Annotated in this window: 17 protein-coding genes; 5 read left to right on the top strand and 12 right to left on the bottom strand. The window is 39.7% G+C overall.

All coding sequences use genetic code 11. From position 1 onward, the window contains the following. Window positions 1-54: 54 nt before the first annotated feature. From gyrB to B7697_RS07595, 4 genes are all read right to left on the bottom strand, one after another. Window positions 55-2,001 (bottom strand): DNA topoisomerase (ATP-hydrolyzing) subunit B, encoded by a 1,947-nt coding sequence (gene gyrB, locus B7697_RS07610; protein ID WP_000134041.1) that lies wholly within the window; start codon window positions 1,999-2,001, stop codon window positions 55-57. Between the two features lie 14 nt (window positions 2,002-2,015). Continuing rightward, window positions 2,016-2,579, bottom strand: coding sequence for an HAD family hydrolase (locus B7697_RS07605; protein ID WP_064276973.1), 564 nt, complete (start codon window positions 2,577-2,579; stop codon window positions 2,016-2,018). Between the two features lie 348 nt (window positions 2,580-2,927). Next, complete coding sequence (locus B7697_RS07600; RefSeq protein WP_084951102.1) at window positions 2,928-3,662, bottom strand: amino acid ABC transporter ATP-binding protein; 735 nt, start codon at window positions 3,660-3,662, stop codon at window positions 2,928-2,930. Beyond that, entirely contained in the window at window positions 3,662-4,345 is a 684-nt protein-coding gene (locus B7697_RS07595) for an amino acid ABC transporter permease (RefSeq protein WP_001011642.1), read from the bottom strand. Before B7697_RS07595 ends, B7697_RS07600 begins: the two co-directional genes overlap by 1 nt. A gap of 191 nt (window positions 4,346-4,536) precedes the next feature. Between B7697_RS07595 and B7697_RS07590 the strand changes: the two genes are divergently transcribed. From B7697_RS07590 to B7697_RS07570, 5 genes are all read left to right on the top strand, one after another. Then, a complete protein-coding gene (locus tag B7697_RS07590) occupies window positions 4,537-4,767 on the top strand; it encodes a DUF1797 family protein (RefSeq protein ID WP_000443570.1) in 231 nt (76 codons plus the stop codon). Between the two features lie 229 nt (window positions 4,768-4,996). Continuing rightward, the gene (locus tag B7697_RS07585; protein ID WP_084951100.1) at window positions 4,997-7,255 is read left to right on the top strand and encodes an ATP-dependent Clp protease ATP-binding subunit; all 2,259 of its coding nucleotides are present in this window, start codon (window positions 4,997-4,999) and stop codon (window positions 7,253-7,255) included. 129 nt (window positions 7,256-7,384) lie between these two features. Then, entirely contained in the window at window positions 7,385-7,837 is a 453-nt protein-coding gene (locus tag B7697_RS07580) for an NUDIX hydrolase (protein WP_084951098.1), read from the top strand. A gap of 58 nt (window positions 7,838-7,895) precedes the next feature. Beyond that, window positions 7,896-8,195, top strand: coding sequence for a DUF1827 family protein (locus B7697_RS07575; RefSeq protein ID WP_000767189.1), 300 nt, complete (start codon window positions 7,896-7,898; stop codon window positions 8,193-8,195). Window positions 8,196-8,327: 132 nt separating this feature from the next. Continuing rightward, complete coding sequence (locus B7697_RS07570) at window positions 8,328-8,963, top strand: GNAT family N-acetyltransferase (RefSeq protein ID WP_084951095.1); 636 nt, start codon at window positions 8,328-8,330, stop codon at window positions 8,961-8,963. Window positions 8,964-9,043: 80 nt separating this feature from the next. Here the strand turns inward: B7697_RS07570 and metK are convergent, their stop codons facing one another. From metK to B7697_RS07525, 8 genes are all read right to left on the bottom strand, one after another. Then, window positions 9,044-10,234 (bottom strand): methionine adenosyltransferase, encoded by a 1,191-nt coding sequence (metK, locus tag B7697_RS07565; RefSeq protein WP_000003942.1) that lies wholly within the window; start codon window positions 10,232-10,234, stop codon window positions 9,044-9,046. A gap of 367 nt (window positions 10,235-10,601) precedes the next feature. Then, window positions 10,602-11,945 (bottom strand): DEAD/DEAH box helicase, encoded by a 1,344-nt coding sequence (locus B7697_RS07560; protein ID WP_004238723.1) that lies wholly within the window; start codon window positions 11,943-11,945, stop codon window positions 10,602-10,604. A 138-nt stretch (window positions 11,946-12,083) separates the two neighbouring features. After that, a complete protein-coding gene (locus B7697_RS07555) occupies window positions 12,084-12,899 on the bottom strand; it encodes an endonuclease/exonuclease/phosphatase family protein (protein ID WP_049500130.1) in 816 nt (271 codons plus the stop codon). A 51-nt stretch (window positions 12,900-12,950) separates the two neighbouring features. Beyond that, window positions 12,951-15,131 carry a PTS transporter subunit IIBC gene (locus B7697_RS07550; RefSeq protein WP_084951093.1) on the bottom strand — a complete coding sequence of 727 codons (2,181 nt, stop codon included), beginning with the start codon at window positions 15,129-15,131 and terminating at the stop codon, window positions 12,951-12,953. A 184-nt stretch (window positions 15,132-15,315) separates the two neighbouring features. Continuing rightward, window positions 15,316-16,242, bottom strand: a complete 927-nt coding sequence (gene ftsX / locus B7697_RS07545; RefSeq protein ID WP_000625545.1) for a permease-like cell division protein FtsX — start codon at window positions 16,240-16,242, stop codon at window positions 15,316-15,318. Continuing rightward, window positions 16,235-16,927 (bottom strand): cell division ATP-binding protein FtsE, encoded by a 693-nt coding sequence (gene ftsE / locus B7697_RS07540; RefSeq protein WP_000022204.1) that lies wholly within the window; start codon window positions 16,925-16,927, stop codon window positions 16,235-16,237. Before ftsE ends, ftsX begins: the two co-directional genes overlap by 8 nt. A 17-nt stretch (window positions 16,928-16,944) precedes the next feature. Then, window positions 16,945-18,040 (bottom strand): peptide chain release factor 2 gene (gene prfB / locus B7697_RS07535; RefSeq protein WP_142359004.1). Its coding sequence is split into 2 segments (ribosomal slippage): window positions 16,945-17,967 and window positions 17,969-18,040, totalling 1,095 coding nucleotides; the frame shifts between segments, so codons are not numbered across the junction. A gap of 108 nt (window positions 18,041-18,148) precedes the next feature. Further along, window positions 18,149-18,805 (bottom strand): CBS domain-containing protein, encoded by a 657-nt coding sequence (locus B7697_RS07525; protein ID WP_000268666.1) that lies wholly within the window; start codon window positions 18,803-18,805, stop codon window positions 18,149-18,151. Window positions 18,806-19,155 lie beyond the last annotated feature (350 nt).

Raw genomic sequence — 19,155 nt, 5'->3', positions numbered from 1 at the left:
TCGTAATGATTATATCATATTTTTTAGACCAAGGGAACTACTTCTCCCGATTTTTTAGACATCAAGTGTACTATAGACGGCATTTTCTTCGATAAACTCACGACGAGGCTCTACTCGATCCCCCATCAACATATCAAAGATTTTATCTGCTTCTGCAGCATCATCCACAGAAACTCTAGCCATCAAGCGGTGTTCTGGATCCATGGTTGTTTCCCACAATTGGTGGTCGTCCATTTCACCAAGACCTTTATAACGCTGAATAGTCGGTTTGGTGCGACCTTCACTATAACGGGCCAAGGCTTCTTGGAGTTTGATTTCTTGATCTGCTCCTGGCTGGATGTATTCTTTAATCTCACTTCCAACCTTAACACCATAGATTGGAGGTTGGGCAATATAAACATAACCAGCTTCTAGGATTGGTTTCATATAACGATAAATCAAAGTTAAAAGAAGGGTACGAATGTGGGCTCCATCGACATCGGCATCGGTCATCAAAACGAGTTTTTGGTAACGAGCTTTTGAAACATCAAATTCTGCGCCAAATCCTGTTCCCATCGCTGTAAAAAGACTTCTAATTTCTTCATTAGCAAGAATCTTATCCATACTTGCCTTTTCAACGTTCAAAATCTTACCGCGAATTGGAAGGATAGCCTGGAACTCACGGTTACGACCAGATTTGGCTGATCCACCAGCTGAGTCTCCTTCGACGATGAAAAGTTCCGTTTCAGCAGGATTGTTAGAAGAACAGTCTGCTAGTTTACCTGGAAGGTTGGAAATTTCCAAACCAGATTTTTTACGAGTGACTTCACGCGCACGCTTGGCAGCGACTCGAGCCTTAGCAGCTAAAATCCCTTTTTCCACGATTCGCTTAGCAATCTGTGGATTCTCCATGAGAAAATCAGAGAAGGCATCGCTGAAGAGACGATTAGTAATCTTGACCACTTCGCTATTTCCCAGTTTGGTCTTGGTTTGTCCTTCAAACTGTGGATTTGGGTGTTTAACTGAGATAACTGCAGTCAATCCTTCACGGACATCTTCCCCTGTCAAGTTGTCTTCATTGTCTTTAAGCAGTTTATTCTTACGAGCATAATCGTTGATAACACGTGTCAAGGCCGTACGGAAACCTTGTTCATGCGTTCCACCTTCATGAGTATGAATATTGTTTGCGAAACTCATGACATTTTCATGGTAACCCGTTGTGTACTGCATGGCTACTTCAACCGTAATATCATCCATCTCACCATCTGTGTAGATTGGTGTATCAAAAATCACATCCTTATTCTCATTGATATATTCAACGTAACTAGCAATCCCACCCTCATAATGGTAATGCTTAGTTTGTTCTAACCCCTCACGCTTATCTGTGATGGAGATTTGAAGACCACGATTTAAAAAGGCTAACTCTTGAATCCGTTTATTTAATTTATCAAAATCAAAGGTTGTTGTTTCTGTAAAGATTTCTGGATCCGGTGTGAAGTGAACTGTTGTTCCAGTTTTATCCGTATCTCCAACCACCTCAAGATCAGCAACAACATGACCACGACGGTATTCTTGATAATGAATCTTACCGTTTTTGTGGACATGAACGTCTAACTGAGTTGAAAGGGCGTTAACAACTGAGGACCCCACTCCGTGAAGACCACCTGAGACCTTATATCCGCCACCGCCAAACTTTCCTCCAGCGTGAAGAACAGTAAAGACAGTCTCAACGGCAGGTCGACCTGTTTTTTCCTGAATATCGACTGGGATACCACGCCCATCATCAACAACTGTAATCGAATCATCGGGCTCAATAAAGACTTGAATATGGCTAGCAAATCCTGCCAAGGCTTCATCAATTGAGTTATCAACAATTTCCCAGACTAGATGGTGAAGACCTTCTTTTGAGGTCGATCCGATATACATCCCTGGACGCATACGAACAGCCTCTAAGCCCTCTAAAACTTGAATTTGACTGGCATCATAATCCTGTGCCTGCAGATTTTTAATTTCTTCTGTCATCTTTTTCCTTTTTCTTACATATCTAATACTTGTCTTAAATTCACGATACTGGTAAACAAGTGAGTATCCAATCCTGCAGCTTGACCTGCTTCGATATCAATCGGTCGATCACCAATGACAAGTCCTGAACTAATTTGATACTTTTCTCTTAAATAAATCATGGACTCAGGATCTGGTTTTCTCTTAAAGCCTGAGTTAGAAGTCACCACTTCTGTAAAATAAGCTGCTATAGAGGTTTTTTCTAAAATTTCCAAGACCTGATTATTTCGATGAGAAACCAAAAAATGACGGCCATCTTGATTTGAAATGTCTTCCAATAAACCAGAAACTCCATCAAATAAAATCGGATGTTCTAGCTCTCTGGCTTCATTTTCCTTGTACTTTTCTAAAAAATTCTCTAAGTTGGGAGCGAATATCTCAATCGCAAAATCAGTAGAAACCTTTAAAGCTTGGTAGACACTGTCATGGTCTTGTTTGATGCCATACAATGCCAATGTTTCAACAAAGGCAGCTGTTGAAGTTTCGTAATTATCCAGTAAAGTTCCACCTAAATCCCAGATATAATCGTGATATTTCATACCCTTCATTATAGCATTTCTTTATGAAAAAAGCGATGATTTCCTTGAGTTTTCCACATAAAAATGCTCTATATTATTTGTAGTGGGTAAATCTATTATAAATACTATGAAACCTATTTTCTTGTAGAAAAAAGTTCCATATGACCCATAATGAAAAGCGACCAAACCATCATTAGAGAGAATCATATGGAACAATTATATTTTAACACAAAACTACTTTATATTAAAAATCCTAATATCCAATTTATGGATGTTATTAATAAGGGGGGTAACTTCTCAAAGTAAGTTCCACTTGACTGGTATTGAGCCTAGCTTTTCACTAATCTTCTCTTGAAAGTTTAAAATAGATTATAAAACCTTACTCAAGAAATCTTTAGTCCGTTGTTCTTGAGTTTGTTCAAAAATCTGTTCAGGTGTTCCGTCTTCAACAACCACACCGTCTGCCATAAAGATGACACGATCTGCAACCTCACGTGCAAATCCCATTTCATGAGTTACGATAACCATGGTCATTCCTGACTTGGCTAAGTCTTGCATAACAGCCAACACCTCACCTACCATTTCAGGGTCCAGGGCTGAAGTTGGCACGTCAAAAAGCAAAACATCAGGTTCCATAGCCAAACCACGCGCAATGGCAATCCGCTGTTGTTGGCCTCCTGACAAACTCTGTGGATAAGCAGTTGCCTTATCTGGTAAACCAACTTTTTCCAAAAGTTCCTGAGCTCTCTTCTCAGCAACTTCCTTGCTTTCACCTTTGGTCTTGATAGGAGACAAGGTGATATTTTCCATCACAGTCATATTAGGAAAGAGATTAAATTGTTGAAAAACCATGCCCATCTTCTCACGCATGGCAAAGAGGTCATTCTTCTTGTCCGTAATGTCGACTCCCTCAAAGATAACCTTCCCCTTGGTCGCTTCTTCCAACAAATTCATAGAGCGAAGCAAGGTAGATTTCCCGCTCCCTGAAGGACCGATGATAACGACAACTTCTCCTCTTTTAATCTCGAGGTTGATGCCCTTCAATACTTCATTCTTTCCAAAGGATTTATGTAAATTTTCAATTTTTATCAAGGTTTCCGTCATTATTTCTTATCTCCTTGTCCCATACGTTTTTCAAAAGCTTTCAAGGCCACTGTCAAAATAGAAGTCATAATCAAGTAGTAAAATGCAGCAAATAAAAGTGGTGTTAAAGGTAGATAGGTTGTTGTAGAAACTGTTGTAGCCCCATTCCACAACTCCATGACACCAATAGCTGATAAGAGGGAACTATCCTTAATAATAGTGATAAATTCGTTCCCCAAAGCTGGCAAGATATTTTTGATTGCTTGTGGCAAAATTACATAGCGCATAGCGTTTTTAGGCCGAATCCCTAAAGAATAGGCCGCCTCTAACTGACCTTTTGGAACCGCATTAATTCCGGCACGAACAGTCTCAGAAACATAAGCACCACTGTTCATAGAAATAATCAAAATCCCTGGAATCAGACGAGAAAGGTCAACACCTAAAATTCCAACCTGAATAGTCGGAGCATTGATATGCATTAGAGCAAAGGCAATCATAATCTGAACCATCATCGGTGTTCCACGGAAAATCCAAACGTACAAGTTGGCCAGCCAAACAAGCGGTTTAAACTTTGAACGTTGCCCAAAAGCCAAGACAACACCCAAAATAGTCCCCAAAAAGACAACACAGATAGAAATGAGAACCGTCACGACAGCCCCATAGTTAAAATAAGGTAAATACTTAGGTAAAAAAGAAAAATTCATAGTCACACTGCTTTCTAAAATAGAATACTGTATGATTATAACATGTATTGAATTAAAATTCAAACTTTTTATCCGATTTATTCAAAAAAGTCTTTAAGCTGGTGGAATTAGCGAGAAATCTTAGTTTTTTCTAGTCAAGTTGGCCTCCTTTATGGTAAAATAGTAACGATAAGAAATGAAGGAGAATCAAAATGGAATCACATTTGGTTAGAATCATCAACCGCCTTGAAGCAATGGCAAAAGACGGCGGAAATTTAAAACGTAATTTTGAACGCGAAGGAGTTGTTGTTGCAGAAGTCGCATACAGCCACGACGAAGAAAACGGTTCAATCTTTACCCTTCGTGATGTCGAGGCTCGCGAAACTTATACGTTTGACAGCATTGACTTGATTGCAATGGAGATTTACGAACTCCTTTACTAATATAAAACAAGCCGGGATTGCCCCTGCATGTCTAACCAAAATCCTTTTTGTCTCACAAATAGGATTTTTTTATAGCTCAAATCCACGAAGATTTTCATTGTAACAACTTCTCAAAGCTACAATCTTTTTACTTGCTTTACACCCTAATCCTGTTATAATGAGAGTATAGAATTTTGACTATTTTTGACCATTAAACAGGGCAGGCTAAAGAAAGAAATGAGGTAGATGTATGCTTTGTCAAAACTGTAAAATCAACGACTCAACAATTCATCTTTATACCAATCTCAATGGAAAACAAAAGCAAATTGACCTCTGTCAAAACTGCTATAAGATTATCAAAACAGATCCTAACAATAGCCTCTTTAAAGGTATGACAGATCTGAACAATCGTGACTTTGATCCTTTTGGTGATTTCTTCAATGACTTAAACAATTTTAGACCTTCTAACAACACTCCACCGACTCCTCCAACCCAATCAGGTGGAGGTTACGGTGGAAATGGCGGTTATGGTTCTCAAAATCGTGGATCTGCTCAAACTCCGCCACCTAGCCAAGAAAAAGGCCTGCTGGAAGAATTTGGTATCAACGTAACTGAGATTGCCCGTCGTGGGGATATTGACCCCGTTATTGGGCGCGACGATGAAATTATCCGTGTCATCGAAATTCTCAATCGTAGAACCAAGAATAATCCTGTCCTTATCGGTGAACCAGGTGTCGGAAAAACGGCCGTTGTCGAAGGGCTAGCTCAGAAGATCGTTGATGGCGATGTTCCCCATAAACTACAAGGCAAACAAGTCATCCGTCTGGATGTGGTTAGCCTAGTTCAAGGAACGGGTATTCGTGGACAATTTGAAGAACGCATGCAAAAACTCATGGAAGAAATTCGCAAACGTGAGGATATCATCCTCTTTATCGATGAAATCCATGAAATTGTCGGTGCTGGTTCTGCGGGCGATGGCAATATGGATGCAGGAAACATCCTCAAACCAGCTCTTGCTCGTGGCGAACTGCAACTGGTCGGTGCTACCACCCTCAATGAATACCGTATCATTGAAAAAGATGCGGCCCTAGAACGTCGTATGCAACCTGTTAAGGTGGATGAACCAACAGTGGAGGAAACAATTACTATCCTCAAAGGCATTCAAAAGAAATACGAAGACTACCACCACGTTCAGTATACTGATGCTGCAATTGAAGCAGCTGCAACTCTTTCCAATCGCTACATCCAAGATCGCTTCTTGCCTGACAAGGCCATTGACCTCCTAGATGAAGCTGGTTCTAAAATGAACTTGACCTTGAATTTTGTAGATCCTAAAGTCATTGATCAACGCTTGATTGAGGCTGAAAATCTCAAATCTCAGGCTACACGAGAGGAAGATTTTGAAAAGGCTGCCTACTTCCGTGATCAGATTGCTAAATATAAGGAAATGCAAAAGAAAAAGGTCACAGACCAAGAGACTCCTATCATCAGTGAGAAAACCATTGAGCACATTATCGAGCAGAAAACCAATATCCCTGTTGGCGATTTGAAAGAGAAAGAACAATCTCAACTTATCCATCTAGCAGAAGACCTCAAATCTCATGTTATTGGACAAGACGATGCTGTCGATAAGATTGCAAAAGCTATTCGCCGTAATCGTGTCGGTCTCGGTACGCCTAACCGTCCAATTGGAAGCTTCCTCTTTGTCGGACCAACTGGTGTCGGTAAGACAGAACTTTCCAAACAACTAGCTATCGAACTCTTTGGTTCTGCTGACAGTATGATTCGCTTCGATATGAGTGAATACATGGAAAAACACAGTGTGGCTAAATTAGTCGGTGCCCCTCCAGGTTATGTCGGCTATGACGAGGCTGGGCAATTAACTGAAAAAGTCCGCCGCAATCCCTACTCTCTTATTCTCTTGGATGAAGTAGAGAAAGCCCATCCAGATGTTATGCACATGTTCCTCCAGGTCTTGGACGATGGCCGTTTGACCGATGGGCAAGGACGCACCGTTAGCTTCAAGGACACCATCATCATTATGACTTCAAATGCTGGGACTGGAAAAGCCGAAGCCAGCGTTGGTTTTGGAGCTGCTAGAGAAGGAAGGACCAATTCTGTTCTTGGTGAACTCGGTAACTTCTTTAGTCCAGAGTTTATGAACCGTTTTGATGGTATTATCGAATTTAAGGCTCTCAGCAAGGATAATCTCCTTCAGATTGTCGAGCTCATGCTGGCAGATGTTAACAAACGCCTCTCTAGCAACAACATTCATTTAGATGTAACGGACAAGGTCAAGGAAAAATTAGTTGACCTCGGTTATGATCCAAAAATGGGAGCACGCCCACTTCGTCGTACTATTCAAGACTATATTGAGGACGCAATCACTGACTACTACCTTGAAAATCCAAGCGAAAAAGACCTCAAGGCAGTTATGACCAGCAAGGGCAAGATTCAAATTAAGTCTGCCAAAAAAGCTGAAGTTAAAACTTCTGAAAAAGAAGTATAAATCCTATAGAAAAGGAGTAGAAAATAAAAATTTTCTGCTCCTTTTTACTAAAATAACTATAAGTTCTTGACAGCTTGCTCTTTGTCTATTATGATAATAATAAAGATACTAGATAATGAGGAAAACGCAATGGCAAACCCAACTTTCGGAGAAAAAAAAGAGAATGTGACTTACCAACACCGCTATGGTGTTTATGCTGTTATCCCTGATGCTGAGAAAAAACAAATTGTTCTTGTTCAAGCACCAAATGGCGCTTGGTTCCTACCAGGTGGTGAAATTGAAGCAGGTGAAAATCATCAAGAAGCCCTAAAGCGTGAATTGATTGAAGAACTTGGCTTCACAGCTGAAATTGGTGCCTATTATGGACAAGCTGACGAATATTTCTACTCTCGTCACCGTGACACCTACTACTACAATCCTGCCTACCTCTATGAAGCGACTTCTTTCAAAGAAGTGCAAAAGCCACTAGAAGACTTTAATCATATTGCCTGGTTCCCTATTGACGAGGCTATTGAAAACCTCAAACGTGGTAGTCATAAATGGGCTATCGAATCTTGGAAAAAACAGCATAAGATTGACTAAATCAAGCTACTTTATTCAAAAAGTGCTATAATAGAATTAGAAAATTGGAGGAAATGTTATGAAGCTTATCAATACGACAAACTCACACTCGCAACTTGTAAAAAGCCAGCTAGAAAGTACAGATGCAACCCTTGTTGAGGTTTATTCTGCAGGGAATACTGATGTTATTTTTACCCAAGCTCCGCTTCACTATGAAATCCTCATCTCAAACAAACACCGCGCTATTCGCGAACCTGAAATCGAAGCTATTCAAGAATTTTTCTTGAAACGTAAAATTGATAAGGACTCTATTGATGAAGCCAATATCAAAACCCTATATTCAGAAAAATTAATTGGAATTTCGATTCCAACCAAATAAAATCTTGGAGAGATTAGAAAGTGCTTTGAACCTTATGGAACAAATTTAGGTTTATTTAGCTTTTTAAATCGTCTCCAATTTTTTCTTGAAATCCTATCAAACACGGTTTTATAGGTAATAAAGGAGACAAGCATGGGAGACATGATATATCGAGAGGCACGAATTGAGGAATACGAAAAAATTGGAAAACTATTAGCCAATTCCTTTCTTGACTATCCCTTCTTAACGATTATAAGGGATGATTTAAAGAAACCTGATTACTATCCTGCTTTTGTAGAAACATTGCAAATGTTACTCACTAGACTCTATATTAAAAAGGGAAACTGTTTAATTGCGGAACAAGATGGAAAATTACTAGCAGTCGCCCTCTTGCAACAAAAGGATTTTTGTATACTATCCTATCTACGAAATGGCGGTTCAAAAATTTTTCGCTACATTCGGCCTCAAAATCTCCTTAAATACTTTGACTTTGTAAAACGTTCCAAAAAGCATTTAGAACAATCAGGAGAGTTTGATTGGTATTTGATGGCTTTAGCTGTTAATACAGCAAGAAAGGGGCAGGGAATAGGCAGTACTTTTCTGACACAAGGGATTGAACCCTATGTTAAATCAAAAGGCTGTAAGAACTTGGGTCTCATAACTAATACAGCTAGAAATGCCTCATGCTACGAAAAAAACGATTATATTCTACTAGAATTTATGGATTTAAAATACGGATCAAGATCAATTGGTAACTGGGCTTTTTTAAAAACAATGAATAAATTATAACAGGCTAGCAATTTACTGACCTATTAAAAAGGATAACTCATATTTACAAAAACCAACGTTCAGAACGTTGGTTTTCTTATCTATTTGACTGCTTCTTTCAAAGCATCTACCTTGTCCAAACGTTCCCATGGAAGGTCAATATCTGTACGTCCCATGTGACCATAAGCCGCTGTTTGACGATAAATTGGGCGCTTGAGGTCCAGCATTTGGATAATCCCTGCAGGGCGAAGATCAAAGATTTGACGAGCTGCTTTTTCAAGCTTGCTTTCAGCTACCGTTCCAGTACCAAAAGTATCGATACGAACAGAGACGGGTTGCGCAACACCAATAGCGTAAGCCAATTGCACTTCTGCTTTCTTTGCAAGACCTGCTGCAACGATATTCTTGGCAATATAGCGAGCTGCATATGACGCAGAACGATCCACCTTAGTCGCATCTTTACCAGAGAAAGCACCACCACCGTGACGAGAGTAGCCACCATAAGTATCTACGATGATCTTACGACCAGTCAAACCTGAGTCCCCTTGCGGTCCACCGATTACAAAACGACCAGTAGGATTGATGAAGAATTTGGTTTGCTCATCCAAGTAAGAGGCTGGAATAACCTCTTTGATAACCTTATTAATGACATCATTGTGAATTTGTTCGTTGCTGACTTCTGGATCGTGCTGAGTTGAAATAACAACTGTGTCCACACGTACTGGACGGTCATTTTCATCATACTCAACCGTAACTTGTGATTTAGCATCTGGGCGAAGATAGCTAATTTCCCCAGACTTACGAAGTTCTGCCAGACGACGAACCAATTTATGACTGAGTGAAATTGGTAAAGGCATGAGCTCTTCTGTTTCATCCACTGCAAAGCCAAACATGAGACCTTGGTCTCCAGCACCAATCAAGTCCAGCGGATCTTGATCTGCATTTCCACGAACTTCCAAGGCTTCGTTAACACCTTGGGCAATATCAGGAGATTGTTCTACCAAAGATGGATGTACTCCTACAGTCTCAGCAGAAAAACCATATTCTGTATTGGTGTAGCCAATCTCTGCAATAGTATCACGAACCACACGGTTAATATCCACATAGGCATTTGTAGATATTTCACCAAAAACATGGACGGAACCAGTATATACAGCTGTCTCAGCAGCAACGTGCGCCTCTGGATCCTTGGCTAAAATAGCATCCAAAATCGCATCTGAAATTTGGTCTGCAATCTTATCTGGATGCCCCTCAGATACAGATTCAGACGTGAATAATTTACGTTCTGACATAAAAATGTCCCCCCTTAAAAATAGTGTTATAGAGTTACAAAGTACTGATAGGTATTTCTATAGTCTAAGAGTTACGACGCGAAAGAAATAAAAACGATAATTTTTTATTTCTGAAGCTAGTAAGGCGCATAGGGTGACCGCATTATAGCGGCAACTGTAGAATGACGAACGACTTTGGAGCCATCATTCTTTGCGAATTGCGACTCGAAAGAAAAAATAGAAATTTCTACCATCTTATCGGGACTATATAACTTTACCATTATACCATTTTTTAGCGTAATTTGCAGTCTTTAATGTAGTGTTACTGTTTAGATAGTTCGTTCTCATAAATAAAAAAAGTTGGAGCTCAGTACTCCAACTTTTTCTATTAAAATGTTTGGCGTTTTGCTTTACGCTCTGCACGACCACGTGCGCGATTTTCAGCGCGCTTGGTCTTGCGGCGTTTTTCATCAACCGCCCATTGAATTTTCTTCTTATAACCTGGTTTGACTTTTTTCTTTTTCTTTTTAACCAAACCAATCATTTCGATATCAAGTTTATCTTGTTTTTTCTCACGGTTGGCACGACGATCACGGTCATAAGTATCTTGAAATTCCCCGTCTTTGACCATTTTAGGAGTAAACTTGATTCCCAATTTCTCCAACTCACGGATATCCGAGTCATCACTGGGTTGGTAAAGGGTAATAGCTGTACCTGGTAGGCCATTTCTTCCAGTACGACCAACACGGTGAACAAAGAAAGATAAATCTTGCGGAATGGCATCATTGATGACATGGCTGACACCTTCAATGTCAATCCCACGCGCTGCCAAGTCTGTTGCGACAATGTACTCAAAATCCAGATTTTTCACCTGGTTCATGATACGCTTGCGTTCACGAGGGGCAATATCTCCATGAATCTTCGCTACCTTCAAGCCTTGAGCAGTCAGATATGAATGCAATTCATCAGCACGCATTTTAGTGTTAACAAAAATCATTGCCAAATACGGTTGCATCAACTGAGTTAACTGGTAAATTTGAGCATTCTTGTCACGTCCCTTTGTAGAAATCAACCAATTATCAATGGTATCAGAAATGACCGTTTTGGTCTTGATTTTCTCCATAACAGGATTTGACAAGTATTTTTTCAAGAATGGTTGCAGTTTTTGTGGGATAGTCGCTGAGAAGACCATGAATTGCAAGTCTTTTGGAAGGCTTCCAGCAATCTTATCAACAGTTTCCAAGAATCCCATATCCAAGGTCATATCTGCCTCATCGACCACAAAGGTCTTAGCCTTGTGAATAGCTAGGTCACCAGACTTAACTAAGTCATAAATACGGCCAGGCGTTCCGATAACAATATGAGGCTGGTTACTTGCCAATTTGTCAATCTGGCGAGCCTTATCCGTACCACCCACATAATTAACCACACGAACTTCGACATCTGAGTGGGCTGCAATCTGACGGGCTGCTTGGTAAATTTGAGTAGCTAATTCACGGCTCGGTGCAGTAATGACTGCTTGAACACTATCGTCGGCTTCATCTAATTGCTGGAAAATCGGCAATAGGAAAGTGTGAGTCTTACCCGAACCTGTTTTTGATTCACCGACTAGGTCACGACCTGTCAAAACAATAGGAATCAACTTGTCTTGCACCTCTGTTGGAGTTGTAAATTTCAACTCCTCCAAGGCTTCACTAATATATTTTTTAAATTGAAATTTCGTAAATGACATAATATCCTCGATTCTATCTATCCTATCAATTATACCATATTTTATTCCATTTCAGTAGTCTCACTTATTTAGGCTATTTCTAGTAGCTTCTCTAGTAAAAAAGGCTGGAATTTGTGAATCCCAACCTCTTTTCAGTCATTATTTCCAGTTTAAAATAGCATTCAAGCCATAGTGATCACTCACTTGTGGACTCTTGTTACCATCAAATACGACATGTAAATTTTCCACCGCTAACTCCTTGGTAGTAAAAACATAGTCGATTCGAAGGGGTTCAGTGTTCCCCTTCCATCCATCAATTTCTGGTGGAACAGTATAGCTACCACTTTTATCTTGAGCAACTTCAAATGCGTCTTGTAAGCCTAATGGACTAGCTAAAATAGCTTGGTAACCTTCCTGACCAGCTGGATTGTTGAAATCTCCAGCTAGCAAAAGCGGCTTGTTCAATTCTTTCAAGACAGCTTCAAATCGTGCCCATTCTTCTTGGAAACCTTTATCCCACCAAGAAAGGTGGACACTGGCAACTGCAAGCTCCTTACCATCAACTACAGTTTCAGCCAAGGCAACACGACGAGTATGATAGTCCGTTGGATCATCCACATCTGAAACCAAAATTTCTCTTGCTTCAATAGGTGTTTTAGACAAGATAGCCACACCTTCATGGTAGCGATCATAACCGATATGGTTATAGGCCCAAGTCCAGTAGTAATCTTTCCCTTGCTCTGACAACTTTTCAACCAAAAGTCTAACATAATGGTCTTGGTGAATAGGCTCAGCTGCTGGCAAAGCTTGATAAAGGTCATTAACCTCCACCACTGGCGAAGTGATCTCCTGATTGATTTCTTGGAAACAAATCAAATCATAGTCTTTTTCAAGAATATCCTCAAGCAAAATCTGGAATTTTTCCTCTGCTTCTTTCTCCATCCAACTGTGAGTATTGAGTGTTAAAAATTTCATTCTTTTCTCCCAAAATAAGAGGTTGGAATACAGCTTCCAACCTCAAGTATATTACAATTCTACTTTAGCAACTGCTGTTTTAGCTGCAAGAGAACCTGTTTTTTCTAATTTAACTGATTTAATTGCATCACCATTTGTGAAGACAACTACTGTTGAAGTTTCACGTCCTGCTGCACGGATAGCATCCAAGTCAGCTGTGACAAGGAGATCTCCTGCTGCAACTTTTTGTCCTTCAGCAACATGAACTGTAAATGGTTTACCTTCAAGACTTACTGTGTCCAAACCAATGTGAACCAATACTTCAAGACCTGCTTCAGTCACAAGACCAAGAGCATGTTTTGTAGGGAAGATGCTTGATACAGTACCTGAAACTGGAGATACAATGTTTCCATTTGCAGGTTCTACAGCAAATCCATCACCCATCATTTTTTGAGCAAATACTGGATCTTTCACTTGTTCCAAAGCAACAACTTGACCGTCTGCTACTGAGTAAACTTCCTCAGTAAGACCTTTGAAGTGAACAGTGTTTTGTTGTGCTTCAGTCATTTGGCTTGGAAGAGTTTCAGGAATGATTTCACCTGAATCAAGGATATCTTGGATATCAGATTTCAATACGTCTGCTTTTGGACCGTAGATAGCTTGAACTCCTTGTCCTTTCATGACAAGACCCATAGCTCCTTCTGCTTTCCATTGTTCTGCATCACCGACTTTGTCAGCATCTTTTACAGTTACACGAAGACGAGTCATACATGCATCAACATCAACGATGTTTGCACGTCCACCAAGAAGGTTAATAATGTTTACAGCTTGAGAGCCTGCTGCAACTTTCACTTCGCTACTAGCTTCTTCTGAACCTTCAGCAGTTTCGTAATTTCCGTTACGTCCTGGAGTTGCGTAGTTGAATTTTTGAATCATGAAGTTTGCGATAAAGTACATGATTACGGCAAAGAGAACAGTTACCCAGATAAAGTTAACGATATCCATACCAATACCAGCATTAATTGCTAGTGGTGTACGAGTCAAGAATTCAATTGAACCGAATGAGTGGACACGTAGGTTTACTACGTCAGCCATAGCGAAGGCAGCACCTTGAACAAGTGAGTAAACAAGATACATAGGTGTTGCTACAAACATGAACATGTATTCGATTGGTTCAGTAACCCCTGTCAAGAATGTTGCAAGAGCTGTCGCAATCATCATACCTTTATATTGATGTTTCTTATCAGCATCGACATTACGGTAGATAGCAACGATCATACCCATCAAGATACCGAATGAACCGATCATTTGTCCAACTTTGAAACGAGCTGGGTGAACAGTATCTAACAATTGTTGGTAGTGACTTGCATCTGTACCTTTAAGGTTAACAAGGTCTGTTACCCATGCAAGCCATAGTGGGTCTTGACCAAATACTTGAGTACCTTTAGCTGCACCAGTTAAAATGTCATAAGTACCACCAAGAGCTGTGTAGTTCATTGGGATAGTCAACATATGGTGAAGACCAAATGGCAAGAGCAAACGTTCCAAAGTACCATACAAGAATGGTGCAAGGATTGGAGCAGTTTCTTGTGAGTTGGCAATCCAGATACCAAAGCTATTGATACCTGTTTGAACTACTGGCCAGAAGGCAGCAAGTAGAATTGCAGCGATTGCTGAACGAAGAATAACTACAAATGGTACGAAACGTTTCCCGTTGAAGAATGAAAGTGCATCAGGAAGTTTACGGAAGTTGTAGTATTTATTGTAAGCAGTTGCCCCTACAAAACCTGAGATAATCCCTACAAACACACCCATGTTCAATGCTGGAGCTTCAAGAACACTAATGAAGTAATCAGCAACTTTGATTGAACCACCAAAGAGAGTTGTGACCATAGCATCTGGATTTTTCAACATATCTCCTGATACACCAAAGATTGTACCAGTGATACGGTTAATCAAGATGAAGGCAAGACCAGCGGCGAAAGCACCACCAGCACGTTCTTTAGCCCAGCTTCCTCCAATTGCTAGGGCAAACAAAATGTGAAGGTTACCGATAACCCCCCAACCAATTTGCTCAAGAATTCCACCTGTAACTACAAGTGGTGCAAAAGTTGGGTTAATCATTACGATAGACTTACCGATTGAAATCATCAAACCAGCAGCCGGCATAACCGCGATAACCACCATCAAAGCCTTACCGAATTTTTGCCAAAACTCGAAAGACAAGACATTTTTGAATGTATCTTTCATCATTCAAATCTCCTTTATTTTTATTTAGGCAAACGTTTTACGAAAACGTTTGCACTTTCTATAATTCAATTATACCACTTTAATTTTTTTTGTAAAGGCTTTTATAAAAAAAAGTAGACTTTTTTCTAAAATTTTTGTAGTAAAAAAGGAGATATTAAAATCTCCTCAAATATACTTCTATTTTATTTTAGATTTTCAGGAATCGGCGCATTGAAATTCCTGATCCGATTGAACCGATAAAAATTCCAATCACAAATAATAAGGCAATCATCAGTGGACTGAATACTTCTGGTGATATCATTGAAAGGTTCTGACCAACCAATGACTTATTAACCGATTGGTAAACCATTTTATAGACAATAAATACCAAAACTGATGGAAGTGTTGCTCCAAGCAAACCAATGAAGGCACCTTCAAGCAAGAAAGGTCCGCGGATATAGCCATTCTTAGCACCTACTAAACGCATGATTTGAATTTCACGGCTTCGTGAAATGATGGTGATACGTATAGTATTAGAAATCAAGAACACCGCAATGAAAATCAATAATCCAGCGATAACTAGTCCCCAGACACGAATAAATGAGGCTAACTTAAACAAGCGTTCTGTATTAGCACCACCATCTTGAACTTCTGATACACCTTCGATTTTTTTAGCCTCTTCTGCTACTGTCTTTACATCACTTGGTGTATTTGTATCAACGATATATGCATCATAGAGAGGATTGGCATCGCCTTCAAAGATTTTCCAGTTGTCCCCCATTGTTTCTGTCAACTTTTCATATTGTTCTTCTTTACTTGAAAACGTAACACTTTTAACGGTTGACATACCTTTCAAAGCATCATATACCTTATGGTAGTCGTTATTTGTAACAGTTTGACCTTCTTTTTCAATGGTCTCACTATTATCAGCTACGTCCTTACGAATATATACCATTACTCGGACATTGTTTTCAATATCTGTAGCGAGTTTAGCCGTATTAAAGATAACAGATGCAAATATTGCAACTAAAGTCAAAGTAATCATAACCGAACTGACAGCTGCTACTGTCATCCAGCCATTTCGTTTCAAACTTTTTAATGATTCAAATAAATGACGAAAAAATCTACTAATCATCGTATCCATATTCTCCTTTAGCTTCGTCACGAACGACACGGCCATTTTCAATGGCAATGACACGGTGGCGCAAGGTATTTACAATCTGACTGTTGTGGGTCGCCATCAAGACAGTTGTACCTTGGAGATTGATGCGTTCCAACAAATTCATAATTTCCCATGAATTATCTGGGTCCAAGTTTCCTGTTGGTTCGTCCGCAATCAATACTTTTGGATTATTTACAATAGCACGCGCTATCGCAATACGCTGTTGTTCTCCCCCCGAAAGTTCATTTGGGAAAGAACGAACCTTATGCTTCAATCCAACCAAGTCTAAAACTTCCATAACACGTTTTTTGATATTACGGCGACTTTCTCCGATTACCTCCATTGCATAGGCAATATTTTCGTAAACGGTTTTCTTTGGTAACAGTTTATAATCTTGGAAGACAACCCCAACACTACGACGGAGTAGAGGGACGTCTTTCTTCTTGATTTTAACCAAATCAAAACCAGCAACAGATAAACTTCCTTTTTCGATTTTTACTTCGCGATACAAAGAACGAATAAAGGTTGATTTTCCGGCTCCTGAAGGACCTACGATATAGGCAAATTCTCCTGGTTCAATAGTGACAGAGACACCTCGCAGGGCGGTCGTTCCGTTATCATACTTTTTGACAACATCTCGCATTGCAATGATTGACATGTGAGTTCCTTTCTATCTTAACTGATTCGCCACTTGAGATAGGCATCGATAAAACCATCTAGGTCTCCATCCATAACCTTATCTACTTGTGCAACTTCAAAGCTAGTTCGGTGATCTTTTACCATTGTATAAGGCGTGAAAACATAAGAACGAATTTGGCTTCCCCATGTGATTTCCTTTTTCTCACCCTTGAGGGAATCGACTTCCGCAGCTTTCTTTTCTTGCTCCATTTGATAGAGCTTAGCCTGTAACATCTTCATAGCTCGATCTCTATTTCCATATTGGGTACGATCGACCGTTGACTGGACGACAGTTCCCGTAGGAATGTGTGTCAATCGCACCCCTGTTGAAACTTTATTGACGTTTTGTCCACCAGCACCACCTGAACGGAAGGTATCCATCTTGATATCATCTTCACGGATTTCCACTTCAATGGTATCATCTAATTCTGGCATCACTTCTACAGATGTGAAAGAGGTATGGCGACGTTTAGCAGAGTCAAATGGTGAAATTCGCACCAAACGGTGTACCCCCATTTCTGACTTGAGAAGACCATAGGCATTAGGTCCTTCAAATGATAGGGTTACTGACTTAATACCAGCTTCATCTCCTGCTTGGTAATCCAATACTTCCACTTTAAAGCCTTTAGCATTTCCATAGCGAGTGTACATACGAAGCAACATATCACCCCAGTCCTGAGCCTCAGTACCACCGGATCCTGGATGGATTTCCAAAATCGCATTATTATGGTCATAAGGTTCTGACAAGAGCAAGGTCATCTCGTAACTGGTCATCATCTTATCAAGTTCGGATAACTGCGTTACCAATTCTTCATGCACCGACTCATCTTCAGCTAAAAAGTCTAATAAAATTTCAACTTCATCCTGCAACTCTTCCATTTTGTGGAAGGTGTTGTAGGTGTTTTTTAATTCATTTAATTCTTGCGACGTTTTTTGGGCCGCGATATTATCGTTCCAAAAATCAGGTTCTGTCATCTTGTTTTCCAAGATGGCAATCTCTTCCTCTAAACCTTCGAGGTCAAAGAGACCCCCTGAAAGAAGCTAATTTTTCACGATTTGCGTCAATTTTCTGACGAATTTCTGAAATGTCCATAAATACTCCTTTTTTGTATCATTTTATTATACCATAATCTATCATTTCTTTCCATCTTTTGCTCTAATCCCTTATTGCACGTAAAAAGAAGCCTTTCGGCTTCCCTTCTTACAAGACTTTTGCTGAAGTACGAGTGATTTCTTCTACTTGAATATTCTCTGATTCAAATTTTTCTTTCAAGGCTGGTAAATCGATTGATCCATCGATTTGAACTTCGATAATCACCTTACCATCTTTTCGTGGAATATTTACTGTATGGGAGATATTCAAATTTTCTTCTACAATCAAAGAAACAATCTTTCCGAGAACACCGACTTCATCTTCTGTAACAAAGCGCACACGAATTCCTTCTTCACCGTAACCAGCAATTTCAAGAAAGGCTTGGAAAACGTCACGATCAGTAATAACCCCATATACTTGATGGTTATCAACAACAGGAAGAATACCAATCTTGTTTTTCAGCATCAGATAAGTTGCATCTTCTAGACTAGCATAGCCTGACACAGTAACAACATCGCGAATCATGACATCTTTTACTTTGGTCTTATTCAGAAGATAGTTCATCTCATAGATAGAAAGACTTGTTGCTTTTGAGGGGCTAGCTTGCGCAATGGTTCCCTCAGTTACCAAACCAACCAATTGATCATTTTCGATAACAGGCAAGCGGTGCAACCCTTGCTCTCTCATCAAATCTGCTGCATGAGATACTGTTGTATCTGGACTAATATAAACTACCTTGCGGGTCATAAAATCTTTAACTGCCATGAGACTTCTCCTTTTCTATTCTTATCCCTATTATACAATCTTTTTGTAAATCTATCAAACGCTTACATTTCTTTTTCAAAATTCAGAAAAGTATGAATAAGCTAGCAAAAAGAGCTCTGAAATCGAGCCCTCTGAATGAATGTAAGAAACGTTTCATTCCATTTTTTTCAATTATTAGAAATTAACCTTTTAATGTAGATAAAGATTGCTTTACAATCTATATCTGTCAACTAAAAAGATCCCCTGGACTATAATGATGATTACTTCGTAATCCTCATCCACCGACTAAAACAATCCAGTGGATTTGATAATTGCTTCGCAATCTTCATCCGCCGACTAAAAAGGTCCCC

It is taken from the genome of Streptococcus mitis (genome assembly GCF_002096895.1).
Lineage (GTDB): Bacteria > Bacillota > Bacilli > Lactobacillales > Streptococcaceae > Streptococcus > Streptococcus mitis_AH.
This window is presented reverse-complemented; position numbering and strand designations above follow the sequence as displayed.